This is a genomic window from Mycobacterium europaeum, assembly GCF_034555895.2.
GTDB lineage: Bacteria > Actinomycetota > Actinomycetes > Mycobacteriales > Mycobacteriaceae > Mycobacterium > Mycobacterium europaeum.
This window is the reverse complement of the sequence record NZ_CP157315.1, coordinates 3837980-3853558: the sequence shown is the minus strand read 5'-3', so window position 1 is coordinate 3853558 and position 15579 is coordinate 3837980. Positions and strand designations below refer to the sequence as shown.

General features: G+C 67.5%; 20 protein-coding genes. 17 read left to right on the top strand and 3 right to left on the bottom strand.

Going from position 1 to position 15579, the window contains the following annotated elements; genetic code table 11:
* Positions 1–19: 19 nt before the first annotated feature.
* Positions 20–955, top strand: a complete 936-nt coding sequence (locus tag U8D42_RS17670) for a DUF4436 domain-containing protein (protein ID WP_085240515.1) — start codon at positions 20–22, stop codon at positions 953–955.
* A gap of 10 nt (positions 956–965) precedes the next feature.
* Here the strand turns inward: U8D42_RS17670 and pstS are convergent, their stop codons facing one another.
* Entirely contained in the window at positions 966–2093 is a 1128-nt protein-coding gene (gene pstS / locus U8D42_RS17665; protein WP_244275180.1) for a phosphate ABC transporter substrate-binding protein PstS, read from the bottom strand.
* Positions 2094–2434: 341 nt separating this feature from the next.
* Here pstS and U8D42_RS17660 point away from each other — a divergent pair, with 341 nt between their 5' ends.
* Together U8D42_RS17660 and U8D42_RS17655 are read left to right on the top strand one after the other, a co-directional pair.
* Positions 2435–3325: a formylglycine-generating enzyme family protein gene (locus U8D42_RS17660; protein ID WP_322858764.1), complete on the top strand. Its 891-nt coding sequence runs from the start codon at positions 2435–2437 to the stop codon at positions 3323–3325.
* 226 nt (positions 3326–3551) lie between these two features.
* Positions 3552–4532, top strand: coding sequence for a DUF4436 domain-containing protein (locus U8D42_RS17655; RefSeq protein WP_322858765.1), 981 nt, complete (start codon positions 3552–3554; stop codon positions 4530–4532).
* A 30-nt stretch (positions 4533–4562) separates the two neighbouring features.
* Here the strand turns inward: U8D42_RS17655 and U8D42_RS17650 are convergent, their stop codons facing one another.
* On the bottom strand, positions 4563–5795 hold the full coding sequence (locus tag U8D42_RS17650) for a transposase family protein (RefSeq protein WP_348636969.1): 1233 nt from the start codon (positions 5793–5795) through the stop codon (positions 4563–4565).
* 103 nt (positions 5796–5898) lie between these two features.
* Here U8D42_RS17650 and U8D42_RS17645 point away from each other — a divergent pair, with 103 nt between their 5' ends.
* The 13 genes from U8D42_RS17645 to rplO all read left to right on the top strand — a co-directional run bounded on the left by U8D42_RS17645 (position 5899) and on the right by rplO (position 12837).
* Positions 5899–7404: an HNH endonuclease signature motif containing protein gene (locus U8D42_RS17645; protein ID WP_322859504.1), complete on the top strand. Its 1506-nt coding sequence runs from the start codon at positions 5899–5901 to the stop codon at positions 7402–7404.
* 69 nt (positions 7405–7473) lie between these two features.
* Positions 7474–7860: a hypothetical protein gene (locus tag U8D42_RS17640; protein WP_322859505.1), complete on the top strand. Its 387-nt coding sequence runs from the start codon at positions 7474–7476 to the stop codon at positions 7858–7860.
* 64 nt (positions 7861–7924) lie between these two features.
* Complete coding sequence (locus tag U8D42_RS17635; protein WP_322859506.1) at positions 7925–8440, top strand: DinB family protein; 516 nt, start codon at positions 7925–7927, stop codon at positions 8438–8440.
* Between the two features lie 200 nt (positions 8441–8640).
* A complete protein-coding gene (gene rplN / locus U8D42_RS17630) occupies positions 8641–9009 on the top strand; it encodes a 50S ribosomal protein L14 (protein WP_003403649.1) in 369 nt (122 codons plus the stop codon).
* On the top strand, positions 9010–9327 hold the full coding sequence (gene rplX, locus U8D42_RS17625) for a 50S ribosomal protein L24 (RefSeq protein WP_085240511.1): 318 nt from the start codon (positions 9010–9012) through the stop codon (positions 9325–9327).
* Position 9328: 1 nt separating this feature from the next.
* Entirely contained in the window at positions 9329–9892 is a 564-nt protein-coding gene (gene rplE / locus U8D42_RS17620) for a 50S ribosomal protein L5 (RefSeq protein WP_065441097.1), read from the top strand.
* Between the two features lie 4 nt (positions 9893–9896).
* The gene (locus tag U8D42_RS17615; protein ID WP_003873499.1) at positions 9897–10082 is read left to right on the top strand and encodes a type Z 30S ribosomal protein S14; all 186 of its coding nucleotides are present in this window, start codon (positions 9897–9899) and stop codon (positions 10080–10082) included.
* A 67-nt stretch (positions 10083–10149) separates the two neighbouring features.
* Positions 10150–10548 (top strand): 30S ribosomal protein S8, encoded by a 399-nt coding sequence (gene rpsH, locus U8D42_RS17610; protein ID WP_055401845.1) that lies wholly within the window; start codon positions 10150–10152, stop codon positions 10546–10548.
* Between the two features lie 10 nt (positions 10549–10558).
* The gene (gene rplF, locus U8D42_RS17605; RefSeq protein WP_083174725.1) at positions 10559–11098 is read left to right on the top strand and encodes a 50S ribosomal protein L6; all 540 of its coding nucleotides are present in this window, start codon (positions 10559–10561) and stop codon (positions 11096–11098) included.
* 41 nt (positions 11099–11139) lie between these two features.
* Positions 11140–11508, top strand: a complete 369-nt coding sequence (gene rplR / locus U8D42_RS17600; RefSeq protein WP_085240612.1) for a 50S ribosomal protein L18 — start codon at positions 11140–11142, stop codon at positions 11506–11508.
* 38 nt (positions 11509–11546) lie between these two features.
* Complete coding sequence (gene rpsE, locus U8D42_RS17595) at positions 11547–12221, top strand: 30S ribosomal protein S5 (protein WP_085240510.1); 675 nt, start codon at positions 11547–11549, stop codon at positions 12219–12221.
* Positions 12218–12400 (top strand): 50S ribosomal protein L30, encoded by a 183-nt coding sequence (rpmD, locus tag U8D42_RS17590; protein ID WP_068051429.1) that lies wholly within the window; start codon positions 12218–12220, stop codon positions 12398–12400. The genes rpsE and rpmD overlap by 4 nt, the downstream gene beginning before the upstream one ends.
* Complete coding sequence (gene rplO / locus U8D42_RS17585; protein ID WP_322859507.1) at positions 12397–12837, top strand: 50S ribosomal protein L15; 441 nt, start codon at positions 12397–12399, stop codon at positions 12835–12837. The genes rpmD and rplO overlap by 4 nt, the downstream gene beginning before the upstream one ends.
* Here rplO and U8D42_RS17580 read toward each other — a convergent pair whose 3' ends face one another.
* Positions 12838–13764: an LLM class flavin-dependent oxidoreductase gene (locus U8D42_RS17580; protein ID WP_322859508.1), complete on the bottom strand. Its 927-nt coding sequence runs from the start codon at positions 13762–13764 to the stop codon at positions 12838–12840.
* 39 nt (positions 13765–13803) lie between these two features.
* Here U8D42_RS17580 and sppA point away from each other — a divergent pair, with 39 nt between their 5' ends.
* Positions 13804–15576 carry a signal peptide peptidase SppA gene (gene sppA / locus U8D42_RS17575; protein WP_085240507.1) on the top strand — a complete coding sequence of 591 codons (1773 nt, stop codon included), beginning with the start codon at positions 13804–13806 and terminating at the stop codon, positions 15574–15576.
* The last annotated feature ends 3 nt before the right edge of the window (positions 15577–15579 follow it).

The following is a 15579-nucleotide window of genomic DNA, read 5'->3' as shown; positions in this document are numbered from 1 at the left end:
TCTGGCCCGTGATGCCTCAATGACCGCCGGGACCCCGGCTCCCCCCGCGCCGCCGGCGCCGGCCGCCCCCCGGGGTCGGCAAATCGCGATCAGTTTCGGCATTGTCGTGGCCGTCATCGTCATCTATGTGCTGTCGCTGATCGCCGTGCACCTGCTGGCAAAGTCGTCGCCCGCGTTGCCCCCGGTGGATTTCAGCAAGCTCGAGGCCGAGGACAGCGTCGTGCAGGTCCACCTCGAGAAGCTGGATACCGTCGCGAACCGTCTGACGGTGAACGTGCTTGTCTACCCGAAGGACTCGCTGTACGACAAGAACTTCGGTGTGCTGACGACCGACGCGGCCGTGCGCTTGTACCCGGAGAACGATCTGGGGGACTTGCAGTACCCGGTGGGCAAAGCGCCCGCGCAAGTCAGCACCGGCCTCGTCGCCCACGGCGATCCCGGTAACTGGCCGTTCGACTCGTACCGGACCGAAGTCCTTGCGGCCGACGTGTTCACCGGTTCGGGCCAGAACCGCGACAAGGCCGCCGCGCGGGTGGAGGTGACCGGAAAGCTGGACGGCTGGGACGCCACCGTGACGCGCGTCCACGATCCGGAAGACCCAAACCCGGACGTCCAGGACAACGTGATCGTCACCCTGCAGCGGTCCAAGGGGCAGTTGATCTTCGACGTCGGCATCTGTCTGGTCCTCATCGCGTTGCCGGTGCTGGCGTTGTGGGTGGCCATTCCGATGGCGCTGGGGCGGACCACGTTCCTGCCGCCGTTCGGAACGTGGTTCGCGGCGATGCTGTTCGCCGTCGTCCCGTTGCGCAACTTCCTCCCGGGTTCTCCGCCACCGGGTTCGTGGATCGACCAGGCCATCGTGCTGTGGGTGTTGATCGGACTGGTCACCGCGATGTCGCTGTTCATCGTCGCCTGGTGGCGGTTCCGGGAGAAAAAGGCGCCGAAGAAGGCCTAGCGGCCGGCGGCTACTCCGAACTCGATGTGTCGCCGGGGCCGATCGCGTCGACGGCGCTCGAGACCCGTGCCCGGAAGTCCACCGATAGCGGGATGTAGCCGATCTTCGCGAGGTCGACCTGGCCGGGACCGATCGCCGCCTGCAGGAACGCCCTGACCGCCTTGGCCACGTCGGCGCTGGGATAGGTCGAACAGACGATCTCATACGTGGCCAACACGATCGGGTAGACGTCGGGTTGGGCCGGGTTATAGAACGCCGAGAGGTCGAGCACGAGGTTGTTGCCCTCGCCGATGACTTTGGCGCCGGAAATGGTCTTGCCGACCGCGTCGGCGCCGATCCGCACCGGCCGCAACGACCTGCGGCTGGCCGGCGTCTTGATCTCCGCGGCGAAAAGCCCTTCCTTCAGCGCGAACGACAGCTCGTTGTAGCTGATCGCGCCCTCGGTGGTTCTGACCAGCGCGGCGGTGCCGGCGTTGCCCGCGGCACCGTTTCCCACGCCGCCGTTGAACGCCTTGCCCGTGCCCTTGTTCCACGCGCCTCCGGACACGGCCTGCAGATAGGACTGGAAGTTGTCGGTGGTGCCCGAGGCGTCACTGCGGTAGATGACGTGGATGTCCTCGGCCGGCATGGAGGCGTTGAGCGCAGTGAGGGCCGGATCGTCCCAGCGCGTGATGGTTCCGTTGAAGATCTTGGCCAGCGTGGGCCCGTCAAGCACCAAGGAATCGGTCGCGGCGAGGTTGTAGGTGATGGCCAGCGGGCCGAACACCACGGGCAGGTTCCAGGCGTCGGCACCACCGCATCGCTGTTTCGCCACGGCGTATTGGTCGGGCGTCAGCGGTATGTCGGATCCGGCGAAATCGGTTTTGCCGGCCAGGAAATCGGCGACTCCCGCACCGGACCCGTTGGCCGTGTAGTTGAGGTTCTGCCCGGGGCAGGCCTTGGTGTAGGCGGCGATGAACCGGTTCATCGCGTTGGCTTGTGCGGTCGATCCGCTGGCCGACAAGTTCTGGTCACCGCCGCAGTTGACCTTCGCCCCAGCGGTATACGGCAGAGTGGCGGGAGCGTTGCTGCATGCCTGAAGCGCCAGAGCGCCCGCGGCCAGCATGCTCACGGTGGCAGCCAATCGATTGCGCTTCACTTCGATGATTTCCTTGCGGCAACAGATCCGGGGGGTGTGTCGGCGGCGACGACGATGGCGCCCGGCGCCGACGGCGAGCGCGGGGTCGGGAGCGTCGCCCCTTTCGGCACATGTCGAGACTTACCGTCATCGAACCGGCAGGCAAACCAAATTCAGGTGAACTGGTTGGCTCGGCCGGGCGAACGGCGGGCGTCACACGGCCGTTATCGCCTGGGGCGGAGGGCGGTTCATGTCGCCCTGCGTCGACGTGTCCGGTTGTGCGGTTGTCTGACAGTTATCCGCGCATGCGCGCGTTCCTCCCGTTGTCACCCGGCAGTCCGCGGTGGCCCTACGCTGAGGTGGTGCTTACCGAGCTGGTCGAGCTGCCCGGCGGGTCATTCCGCATGGGCTCGACGAGCTTCTATCCCGAAGAGGTACCCGTCCACACCGTCACCGTGGGCCCGTTTGCGATGGAGCGGCACCCCGTGACCAACGCGCAGTTCGCCGAATTCGTCGCGGCCACGGGCTATCTGACGGTCGCCGAGCAACCGATCGACGCCGCGCTCTACCCCGGCGCCGATCCCAGCGATCTGTGTCCGGGGGCCATGGTATTTCGCCCGACGCCGGGCCCGGTGGACCTGCGTGACTGGCGCCAATGGTGGCACTGGGTGCCGGGGGCCAGCTGGCGCCACCCGTTCGGGCCGGACAGCGACATCACGGGCCGCCCCGATCATCCAGTGGTACAGGTGGCCTATCCGGACGCCGCGGCCTACGCCCGCTGGGCGGCCCGCCGCCTGCCCAGTGAAGCCGAATGGGAGTATGCGGCGCGCGCCGGAAGCATAACGACCTACCCCTGGGGTGACGAGGCCAGGCTCGATGGCCGGCTGATGGCCAACACCTGGCAGGGCGACTTTCCCTATCGCAACGAAGGTGCGCTCGGCTGGGTGGGGACTTCTCCGGTGGGGACCTTTCCGCCCAACGGGTTCGGCCTGTTCGACATGATCGGCAACGTGTGGGAGTGGACCGCCACCGAGTTCTCCGCGCACCACCGGCTCGATCAGCCGCCGAAGGCCTGTTGCGCCCCAACGGGACCCCCGAATCCTTCGGTCAACCAAGTGCTCAAAGGCGGTTCGCACCTGTGCGCGGCGGAGTATTGCCACCGCTACCGCCCGGCGGCCCGGTCGCCGCAGTCGCAGGACTCGGCGACCTCCCACATCGGGTTCCGCTGCGTGGCGGACCCGGAGTCCCGCTAGCAAACGGTTCGCTGGGTCGCCGTCCGGCGCCGGTGCGAGCCGTCGTCCAGTGGGTGAACCGAGGATGTCCAGCGGGTGACGGAACCGCCAGGTGCAGGCGGACATGGGAATTCACCGCGCGACCAGGATGGCCGTTCGCTAGCATCCCACCACGTGGTGCCCCGACACAGTGGACCTCGACGGCCATACCCGCACGGCTCCAGCAAGCAGTTGCGGCGGTCGACCGATGACGTCTGAGGCGCCGGCGCAACCACCTGTCGGCGCGCCGGCCGCGGCGCCAGCGGCGCCGAAGAAGAAGAAGAAATCGGCGGCCAAGGTCAAGCCGCCGAAGTTGAAGAAGTCGCAGATCGAGATCGGCGTGGCCATCCTGGTAACCGTCGTGATCACCTACGCGCTCTCGCTGCTCGGTGTCCATGCGTTGCAGCGGGAATCGGGTCCGCTCCCTCCGTTGGATCTCAGCCAGGGCGGGGGCGACGCCACCATCGTGCAGCTGCGCGTCGAGGAGCTGAAACCCGTCGCCAATCGCCTGACCGTGAACGTGCTCGTTTATCCGGGGGTTGCGCAGTACGACCCACGATTCGACGTGCTGGGCAACGACGTCGCCGTGCGGCTGTATCCGACGAGCGACCTCGGGGACCTGGCCTACCCCAAGGGGAAGGCGCCGGCGCAACTCACCACCACCATCGAGGCGCATGGCAATCCGCGGAACTGGCCATTCGACAAGTACAAGACCGAGCCGATCGCGGCCGACGCGTTCGTGGGGTCCGGTGACAATCGCAAGAAGGTACCGGCCATCGTCGAGGTAACCGGATCTTTGGACGGTTGGAACATCAACGTCGAGCGCGTCCGTGACCCGAGCGGACTTCGGACTTCGCGGTCCATGGACACCGGCAACGTGGTCATCACCCTGGAGAGGGCCGACGGGCCGCTTGTCTTCGACCTGGTCATCTGCCTTGTCCTGATGGCGCTGCCGACCTTGGCGCTGTTGGTGGCCATTCCGATGGCGATGGGCAGGCGGAAGTTCGTGCCGCCGTTCGGCACGTGGTACGCCGCGATGCTGTTCGCCGTCGTACCGTTGCGCAACATCCTTCCCGGCAGCCCACCGCCCGGTTCATGGATCGACCAGGCCCTGGTGCAATGGGTGCTGCTAGCGCTGGTGACGGCGATGAGCCTGTACATCTTCTCGTGGGTGCGCCAGGGGGACTAGCCGACGAGTTTGTCGTCCTGTTGCCTCATGTCAAGATGCGCGCGAAGGCGGATTCGTTGCCTCACGTAAACGTGCGCGCTTGTTGATTGGAGCTGTGGCGCCGGGTGCAGCTTTGCTGGTGGTGAGGGTGTGGAGCTGGGCGGTGAGGGCTTGGACCTGGCGCTGGGTGGCGGCGGGATTGATCAGCGAGTAGGTCCGGGTTAGCGCCACGATGCGTTCCACGGTGATGGCGGGGTGATCGATCGCGCGATGAAATGGGGTGGTGGCGGTGTCGTGTTTCTTGGACACTTTGGCGCCTTTGCGGACCTTGGAGATCAGTTTCTGCTGCGGGTAGAAGTAGTTGGTCAGCTTGGACTGCAACTGCCAGATCTCGTTGAGTAGCAACAGTTCTGCAGCTGTGTCGTAGCGGTGGTAGCCGACCACGGTACGGACCACCGCCCAGTTCTTCTGCTCGACGTGGCAACCGTCGTTCTTATTGCCCGGTCGTGCGCGGGTGAAGGTGATCTGGCGTCCTTGACACCATCCCAGCAGGTGGTCGTTGATGAATTCTGAGCCGTTATCGGAGTCCACGCCCAGGATCGGGAACGGCATTTTGCCGGCGATGTCATTGAGGGCTGCCAGCACGCATTTGGCGGTCTTGTCCGGCACGGAGCGGTTCTCGGTCCAGCCGGTGGCGATATCGGTGACGGTCAAGGTAAATGCATGGCCTCCACCGCGGTTGCCGCCGTCATGCCAGACCAGGTCGATCTCGACGAACCCCGGTCGAGCGTCGTCCCATTCGGCCCAGGTGCGCACCGGGATCTGGCTTTTGAGCAGCGATCCCGGCTTTGTCCCCACATGTCCGCGCAGCGAGTATTTGGCTCGCTGATCGGCCAGGCGGCGATCGATGGTGGCTGCCGACATCGACACCAACAACTCCGCGGTGGCGTCATCGATGATCAGCTCCCCGAAGTAGCGCAGTACGGCCACCAGCTCTGTGAGCATGGGTGCGAGCCGTTTGCCGGCCGGCCTTTCGAGCACCACCCAGCAGCGGATCAACGCAGCGATGACATCATCGCCGTACTTCACCGGCCGTGGATTGCGCGGCGTCACGACCGTGGGCACCAGTGCGGCCTTGAGGGCCTTGCGGGCATGGTTTCGATGCCATCCGGTATTGGCGCACAACTCGTCGAGGATCCGGCTCTTAGCGCGCTTGCTCGCCTGCTGGTAGCGGGTCGCGGTCGTCTCGGTGATTGCTCTGCGCTCTGCCAACGTCAACCCCATCCACTGGGCGTACGCGCGCATTTTCAGTGAGGCAACGACTCACCCTTTCGCGCGCATTTCTGACGAGTCAACGCGGTCGTAGGCCGGTGGCATGATCGAATGTATGTTCGATCCCGGGGCGTCGGCGGCGGTGATCGCCGAGCTCGATGAGCTTTTCGAGCGGCGGTGTCCGTCGAAGACGGTGGAGTCTTCGGCGCTGCTGGAGCGGGTCTCGCGTTTTGCGCGGCTGGAGAATCGGGCGGCGGCCGCGCAGTTGGCGGCGATTGGGGAGTTGTTCGCCTATCGGTTGTCCCGGTGTGGGGAGACCGAGGACTGGGCGGTGGATACCGAGGCGGCGGTGGCCGCGGAGGTGGCTGCGCAGTTGGGGATCGGCCAGGGGTTGGCGGCCGGCCGGGTGCGCTATGCCCGGGCGCTGCGGGAGCGGTTGCCGCGGGTGGCTGAGGTGTTCGCTGCCGGGGATATCGATGTTCGGATGGTGCAGACGCTGGTGTATCGCACCGATTTGCTCACCGACCCCGCGGTGCTGGCGGTGGTGGATGGGCAGTTGGCGGCTGTGGTGGGGCGCTGGCCGTCGCTGACCCCGGCGCGGGTGGCCGCGCGGGTGGACAAGATCGTGGCGGCCGCCGATGCCGATGCGGTGCGGCGGCGTCGGGAGCGCGCGGCGGGCCGCGAGGTGTGGATCGCCGACATGGGCGAGGGCCTTGCCCGCCTCGAGGGTGTGCTGTTCAGCCCGGACGCCCACGCGTTGGAGGCACGGCTGAACGCGTTGGCGGCCACGGTGTGTGCGCATGATCCGCGCAGCCACACCCAGCGCCGCGCCGACGCGCTGGGGGCGCTGGCCGCCGGGGCCGATCGGCTGGGCTGCCGCTGCGGGCGCACCGACTGCACCGCCGGTACCCGCGCGCCGGCGGGCCCGGTGGTGATCCATGTGCTCGCCGAACAGGGCGCCCTCGGCGGGCGCGACGGGGCCGCCCCGGGCTGCGAGCTGGGTGCCGACGGGCTGATCCCACCCGAGCTGATCGCCGAGTTGGCCGCCTCGGCCAAGCTGGTGCCGCTGATCCACCCCGCGGACGCCGCACCGGAGCAGGGCTATGTGCCCTCGAAAGCGTTGGCCGATTTCGTGCGGTGCCGGGATCTGACGTGTCGGGCGCCGGGCTGTGACCAGCCCGCGTCGGGCTGCGACATCGACCACACCGTCCCCTACAGCTCCGGCGGGGTCACGCACGCGTCGAACCTCAAATGCCTGTGCCGGCTACATCATTTGCTCAAGACCTTCTGGGGCTGGCGCGAAGAACAACTGCCCGACGGCAGTGTGATCTGGCGGCTACCCACCGGGCACAGCTACGTCACCACCCCGGGCAGCGCCCTGCTGTTCCCCAGCCTGTGCGCACCCACGGCGGCGCTGCCCGCCGCCGCAGCCGACCCAGCCGCGCAGGACTACTGCGCCGAACGCACCGCCATGATGCCCCGACGCCGCCGCACTCGCGCCCAAGACCGCGCCACCCGCATCGCCACCGAACGCCACCACAACCGCCAAACCCGCCAAGCCGCCCAAATCACGCAAACCGGGCCCGCACCGTCAGGCGAGAACGATCCGCCACCGTTCTAACTCGTGGCCGTCAGGCCGATGAAAGCGCCCGATTTAATCAGCGCTTCAAGCCCTACGGCGATAGGATGCATGGGTTCAATATCGGAGAACATGATCGTGAGATGCATCGCTAAAGGTATTGCTTTACTCACCGTTTGCGTTCCGCTCGTCGGCCCGCCGGGATTCGCGTTCGCCGATACTGTTGCCCCAAACCACCTGTCTTCGGTGGAGAGCTGGCCGGACAACGCTTGCGGCGGCTTTTTCTCCTGGCATGTGATCAATGCCTCGAAGGATTTTCCGATCCGCGCGACCGTGGCGGTTCAACGCACTAAAGGTGGCGAGCAGTTCAACGATCGCTATGTCTACAATCTCGCACCTAGCGAGTCGAGCTTTGTCTCGTGCAGAAGGATAACCGCCACCGACGGCCCTGCTTTTTATGACGTAATCGCCTGGCTGGTGGGTGCGGAAAAGGCCTAGGAAACCACCACCGACGAAGGCCCTTCTGGGTGGAAAATCGCTCATGCCCGCTCCACTGCCCCCGTTGGCCGGCGAAGACTACGTCTGCGCCGCCTGTGGGGTGAGCTATCCGGATACCCGGGTCGACGACGCGGTCGGCGTCATCGCCGTTCTGCCCGGCGCCGTCCGGGAGGCGGTCTCCGCGATCCCGCCTGAGCTGCGACGGGTGAGGCCCAGTCCCGAGGCGTGGTCGGTCGCCGAGTATCTCTGTCACGTGCGCGACGTCTACGTCAGCTTCACGATCCGGCTCTACCGCGTCCGCACGGAGCACCAGCCCGCCTTCGAGCCGATGTTCAACGATCTGCGGGCCCGCCGCTTCCGGTACAACGATTGCGACATCGATGCCACGCTCGATGAGCTGGCGGCCGCCGTAACGGGCTTCCGCGACGAAGTCGCGCGCATCAAAGATCACGGCTGGGACCGCACGGCAACCCGGTTGCCGGGTGAGGAGCGCACCGCCCGCTGGCTCGTGCGGCAGGCCATGCACGAAGGCGTGCACCACCTCGGCGATATCCGAAGAATCGGGGAAACCGCTCGCTAAACCCGCCGCGATGCCGCCTGGGCCGTGAATTTGGCTCTGAGCTGGTCGTCCCCTAGACTCTAGGGGTTGCCTTGGGCAGACCTCGGCCGGTGCAAATCGGCCCCGCGTGCCCTTCGGTGACAAAGACCGCGCATGTCAGGTTATTCGGTGGGCTGTGGCTTGCCTCCTGCCGTGCACACGCAACCAGGTCAGGAGATCGAGTGATTCAGCAGGAATCGCGGCTGAAGGTCGCCGACAACACCGGCGCCAAGGAGATCTTGTGCATCCGGGTGCTCGGTGGTTCGTCGCGACGCTACGCCGGCATCGGTGATGTCATCGTCGCCACCGTCAAGGACGCCATCCCCGGCGGCAACGTCAAGCGTGGGGATGTCGTCAAGGCCGTCGTGGTGCGCACGGTCAAGGAGCGCCGCCGCCCGGACGGCAGCTACATCAAGTTCGACGAGAACGCCGCGGTGATCATCAAGCCCGACAACGACCCGCGCGGCACCCGCATCTTCGGGCCCGTCGGCCGCGAGCTGCGTGAGAAGCGGTTCATGAAGATCATCTCGCTTGCCCCGGAGGTGTTGTAGATGAAGGTCCGCAAAGGCGACACCGTCCTGGTCATCGCCGGCAAGGACAAGGGTGCCAAGGGCAAGGTGCTGCAGGCCTACCCCGAGCGTGACCGGGTGCTGGTCGAGGGCGTCAACCGGATCAAGAAGCACACCGCGATCTCGAGCAACCAGCGCGGAGCCCAGTCCGGCGGCATCGTCACCCAGGAAGCCCCGATCCACGTCTCGAACGTGATGGTCGTGGACTCGGACGGCAAGCCCGCCCGCGTCGGCTACCGGGTCGACGAGGAGACCGGCAAGCGGGTCCGCATCTCCAAGCGCAACGGCAAGGACATCTAGCATGACCACAACTGAGAAGGTGCAGCCGCGTCTGAAAGAGCGCTACCGCAACGAGATTCGTGATTCGCTGCAGCAGCAGTTCGGCTACGGGAACGTCATGCAGATCCCGACGGTGACCAAGGTCGTCGTCAACATGGGCGTCGGCGATGCGGCTCGGGACGCGAAGCTGATCAACGGCGCGGTCAACGATCTGGCGCTGATCACCGGGCAACGGCCGGAGATCCGCCGGGCGCGCAAGTCCATCGCCCAGTTCAAGCTGCGCGAGGGCATGCCGATCGGCGCCCGGGTCACCCTGCGCGGGGACCGGATGTGGGAGTTCCTGGACCGCCTCACCTCGATCGCGCTGCCGCGTATCCGCGACTTCCGCGGCCTGTCGCCCAAGCAGTTCGACGGTGTCGGCAACTACACCTTCGGGCTGGCCGAGCAGTCGGTGTTCCACGAGATCGACGTGGACAAGATCGACCGGGTCCGCGGCATGGACATCAACGTCGTCACCTCGGCGACGACCGACGACGAAGGACGAGCGCTGTTGCGGGCCCTCGGCTTTCCCTTCAAGGAGAACTGAGCAGATGGCGAAGAAGGCACTGGTCAACAAGGCCGCACGTAAGCCGAAGTTCGCGGTGCGCGGTTACACGCGCTGCAACAAGTGCGGTCGCCCGCGCGCGGTCTTCCGCAAATTCGGGCTGTGCAGGATCTGTCTGCGCGAGATGGCGCACGCGGGCGAGCTGCCCGGCGTGCAAAAGAGCAGTTGGTAACGAGCCCCAAACAGTTGCGCGGTAGGCCCGGGACGGGAACCGCCGCGAGGAAGGTGACACGCCTGTCATGACTATGACGGACCCGATCGCAGACTTTTTGACACGTCTGCGCAACGCCAATTCGGCGTATCACGACGAGGTGACGTTGCCGCACTCGAAGATCAAGGCGAACATCGCCCAGATCCTCAAGGCCGAGGGCTACATCACCGACTACCGGACGGAAGACGCCCGGGTCGGCAAGTCGCTGGTCGTCCAGCTCAAGTACGGCCCCAGCCGGGAGCGCAGCATCGCCGGATTGCGGCGAGTGTCCAAGCCCGGTCTTCGGGTGTATGCGAAATCCACCAACCTGCCGCGCGTGCTCGGCGGCCTGGGTGTGGCGATCATCTCGACCTCCTCGGGCCTGTTGACCGACCGCCAGGCAGCCAGACAGGGCGTGGGCGGCGAAGTCCTCGCATACGTGTGGTGAGGGAATAGACATGTCGCGTATTGGTAAGCAGCCGGTTCCGGTTCCCTCCGGAGTCGACGTAACGATCGAGGGCCAGAACGTCTCGGTGAAGGGCCCCAAGGGCAGCCTTAACCTGACGGTGGCCGAACCGATCACGGTGGCGCGCAACGAGGACGGCGCGATCGTGGTCGCCCGCCCGAACGACGAGCGGCGCAACCGCTCGCTGCACGGGCTGTCGCGCACCCTGGTCTCCAATCTGGTCACCGGCGTGACCGAGGGTTACACCACCAAGATGGAGATCTTCGGGGTCGGTTACCGCGTGCAGCTCAAGGGCGCCAACCTGGAGTTCGCGCTGGGATACAGCCACCCGGTGGTCATCGAGGCGCCCGAGGGCATCACGTTCGCGGTCCAGTCCCCGACGAAGTTCTCGATCTCCGGGATCGACAAGCAGAAGGTCGGCCAGATCTCGGCGAACATCCGCCGCCTGCGCCGTCCCGACCCGTACAAGGGCAAGGGCGTGCGCTACGAGGGCGAGCAGATCCGCCGCAAGGTCGGAAAGACAGGTAAGTAGTCATGGCGCAAAAACAAGCTGACAACGCCGCGCGAAAGCCGGTGGGGAACAGCGTATCCGCGACTCGCCGGGTCTCCCGGCTGCGTCGGCACGCACGGCTGCGCAAGAAGATCGAGGGCACCCCGGAGCGTCCACGCCTGGTCGTCAACCGGTCCTCGCGGCACATCCACGTGCAGCTGGTCAACGACCAGAACGGCACCACGGTGGCCGCCGCGTCGTCCATCGAGGATGACGTGCGCGGCCTGCAGGGGGACAAGAAGGCCCGCAGCGTGCGGGTGGGCCAGTTGATCGCCGAGCGTGCCAAGGCCGCCGGTATCGACACCGCGGTGTTCGACCGCGGCGGCTACACCTACGGCGGACGGATCGCGGCGCTGGCCGATGCCGCACGCGAGAACGGATTGAGTTTCTAGATGATCGAGACCTCGAACAAGACTGGAAGGACCGCATAATGGCGGAACAGTCGGCCGGCGGACAAGGCGCCCCAGACAGCCGCGACTCGCGCGGTGACCGCGACAGCCGCGGTCGGCGCGACAGTGACCGCGGTCGTGGCCGCGACCGCGACGGCGACAAGAGCAACTACCTCGAGCGGGTCGTCGCCATCAACCGTGTCTCCAAGGTGGTCAAGGGTGGTCGGCGCTTCAGCTTCACCGCGTTGGTCATCGTCGGCGACGGCAACGGCATGGTGGGCGTCGGCTACGGCAAGGCCAAGGAAGTTCCGGCCGCCATCGCCAAGGGCGTGGAAGAGGCGCGCAAGGGCTTCTTCCGCGTGCCGCTGATCGGCGGCACCATCACGCACCCGGTGCAGGGCGAAGCGGCCGCCGGTGTGGTGCTGCTCCGTCCGGCCAGCCCCGGTACCGGCGTCATCGCCGGCGGCGCGGCGCGTGCGGTGCTGGAATGCGCCGGGGTGCGCGACATCCTGGCCAAGTCATTGGGCAGCGACAACGCGATCAACGTGGTGCACGCCACCGTCACCGCGCTCAAGCTGCTGCAGCGTCCCGAGGAGGTGGCGGCCCGGCGCGGGCTGCCCATCGAGGACGTCGCCCCCGCCGGAATGTTGAAGGCGCGGCGGGAAAGTGAAGCGCTGGCCGCCAGTGCCGCGCGAGAGGGAACGGCACCGCAATGAGCCAACTGAAGATCACCCAGGTGCGCAGCACCATCGGGGCCCGCTGGAAGCAGCGGGAGACCCTGCGCACCCTGGGCCTGCGACGGATCCGCCACTCGGTGGTCCGTGAGGACAACCCACAGACCCGCGGCCTGATCGCGGTGGTCAACCACCTCGTGGTCGTGGAGGAGGCCAAGTGACCATCAAGCTGCACGACCTGAAGCCGGCCCCGGGGTCGAAGACCGCCCGGACCCGCGTCGGTCGCGGTGAGGGCTCGAAGGGCAAGACCGCCGGCCGCGGCACCAAGGGCACCAAGGCCCGCAAGAACGTGCCGGCCACCTTCGAGGGTGGGCAGATGCCGATCCACATGCGGCTGCCCAAGCTCAAGGGATTCCGCAACCGGTTCCGCACCGAGTACGAGATCGTCAACGTCGGCGACATCAACCGGCTGTTCCCGCAGGGCGGCTCCGTCGGCGTCGACGACCTGGTGGCCAAGGGCGCTGTTCGCAAGAACGCGTTGGTCAAGGTTCTCGGCGACGGCAAGCTGACCGTCAAGGTCGACCTGACCGCGCACAAGTTCAGCGGCAGCGCCCGCGAGAAGATCACCGCCGCGGGCGGCTCGGCCACCGAGCTGTGATCAACCCAGCCGCGGAATCACTTCCGCGGCAAGGCGTTCCATCTGCTCGCGGTTCTCGGGTACGTCGATGCCGACGGGATTGAGCAGCAGGTACTGCGCGCCCGCGTCGATCACCTCCTGCAGCCCGCGTGCGACGTCGTCGGGCGTGCCGGACACCGGAACGTCTTCGACGCCCGGCATCCTGCCGTAGATCCGGCGCAGCCCGGCGAGCACCCGCTCGCGGGCCCGGGCCGCGTCGTCGTCGACCATCAGGTAGACCCGTTTGCCGATGGTGAAATGCGCCGCGTCCTTTCGCTGTTCGTCGAGTTCGCGGCGCACCACGGTGACCGCTCCGGCGAAGGCCTCGGTGGTCGAGGAGCCGGCGCCCAGGAACGAGTCGCCGTGGCGCACGGCCCGGGCCAGGGCCTTGGGGGCAAGGCCACCGAACCAGATGGGCGGATGGGGCCGCTGCACCGGTTTGGGTTGGATGGGCAGGTCGTCGACGTCGCGGAACCGGCCGTGGAAGGTGATCCGCGGTTCGTCGGACCAGGCGGCCTTCATCAATTCCAGTCCCTCGGTGAAATACGAGATGTACGTGGACTTTTCGACGCCGAACGCGGTGAACCTGCGGAAGCCGCCGCCGGTCCCGACGCCGACGTCCAGCCGGCCGTGGCTGAGCCGGTCGACGGCGGTGACGGACGAGGCCAACTGCAGCGGGTCGTGCAGTGACGTCACCAGGACGGCCACCCCGAGCCGCAGGCGCTCGGTGCAGGCCGCGCAGTAGGCCAGCAGCTCCAGCGGGGCCAGCAGCGGCGCCTCCCCGATGATCTGTTCGAGCACCCAGCCGCCCTCGAAGCCGAGCTCCTCGGCGCGAACGAGATAGTCGCGCAACCCTTCGGCGTCGAACCGGTCGTAGTCGAGTTGGGGGATGGCGATGGAGAACCTCACCCCACCACCGTACGGGGGCGGTGTCGGTACGCTGCAGACATGTTCGCCTTCCTGCCCTCGATTCCCGGGGTCGACGACGTCCGCGCGCTGGCCGAACGCGTCGACACCGCCCGCCACCGCGGCGTCCCCAACGGCTGTGTGCTCGAGCTCGACCTGCGTTCGGCGCCGCCGGAGGCGACCGGCTTCGACCCGTTGGCGATCTTCACCGGCGGGAAACCGATGGCGCTGCGCGACGCGGTCGCCGCCATCCACCGGGCGGCCGAGGACCAGCGGGTCGCCGGGCTGATCGCCCGGGTGCAACTGGCGGCGTCCGCGCCGGCCGCGGTGCAGGAACTGCGCGAGGCCGTCGCGGCGTTCAGCGCCGCCAAGCCGTCGCTGGCGTGGGCCGAGACCTACCCGGGCACGCTGTCCTACTACCTGGCCTCGGCGTTCGGCGAGGTCTGGATGCAGCCGTCGGGCAGCGTCGGGTTGATCGGCTTCGCCAGCAACGCCACCTTCCTGCGCGACGCGTTCGACAAGGCCGGCATCGAACCGCAATTCGTCGCCCGCGGCCAATACAAGTCCTGGGCAAACCGTTTCACCGAGAACGGCTTCACCGCCGCCCACCGCGAGGCGGTCACCCGGATGCTGGAAAGCCTGCAGGAGCAGGCCTGGCGGGCGATTGCCGACTCGCGCAAGCTCGACCCCGCGACGCTCGACGCGCTGGCCGACCGCGCCCCGCTGTTGCGCGACGACGCCGCGGCCGCCGGCCTGCTCGACCGGATCGGATTCCGCGACGAGGCATACGCCCGGATAGCGGAAATGGTTGGCGTGAAAGACGTTTCCGATGACACCGACCCGCCGCGGCTGTACTTGTCGCGCTATGCCGGTGCAGCCCGCCCCCGCCTGGCCGCACCCAAGCCACCGGTTCCCGGCCGGCGGCCCAAGCCGACGCTGGCGGTCGTCACCCTCGACGGCATGATCGTCGACGGACGCGGTGGTCCGGGGTTCCTGCCGTTCGGCGCCACCACCGCCGGCGGCGACACCATTGGGGCGGCGCTGCGGGAGGCCGCCGCCGACGAGTCGGTGTCCGCGATCGTGTTGCGCGTCAACAGCCCCGGCGGCACGATCACCGCGTCGGAAAGCATCTGGCGCGAGGTGACCAGGGCGCGTAAGCGGGGCAAGCCGGTGGTGGCCTCCATGGGTGCGGTCGCCGCTTCCGGCGGTTACTACGTCTCGATGGGGGCCGACGTGATCGTCGCCAACCCGGCAACCGTCACCGGGTCCATCGGGGTGATCACCGGCAAGCTGGTGATCCGGGACCTGCTGGAGCGGCTGGGGGTCGGGTCGGACACCGTGCGCACCAACGCCAACGCCGACGCGTGGTCGATCGACGCGCCCTTCACCCCGGAGCAGCAGGCCCACCGGGAAGCCGAGGCGGACCTGTTCTACACGGACTTCGTGCGGCGGGTCGCCGAGGCGCGCAACCTGACCGCCGATGCCGTCGATCGCGTTGCGCAGGGCCGCATCTGGACCGGAGCCGACGCCCTCGAGCACGGGCTGGTCGACGAACTCGGCGGTTTCCGCGCCGCGGTGCGCCGGGCCAAGGTGCTGGCCGGGCTGGACGAGGACGGCGAAGTCCGCGTCGTCAGCTACCCGGGGTCCTCGCTGCGGGACATGGTGCGGCCCCGGGCCTCGTCGCAACCGGCCGCCGCGTCGTTGCCGGACGCGCTGGCCGCCCTGCTCGGGCGCGCGGCCGCCGGCATCCTGGACAACGTCGAACAGTCCCTGGGCGGCGCCGCCGTGTTATGGGCGGGACAGTCGCGGTTTTGACGA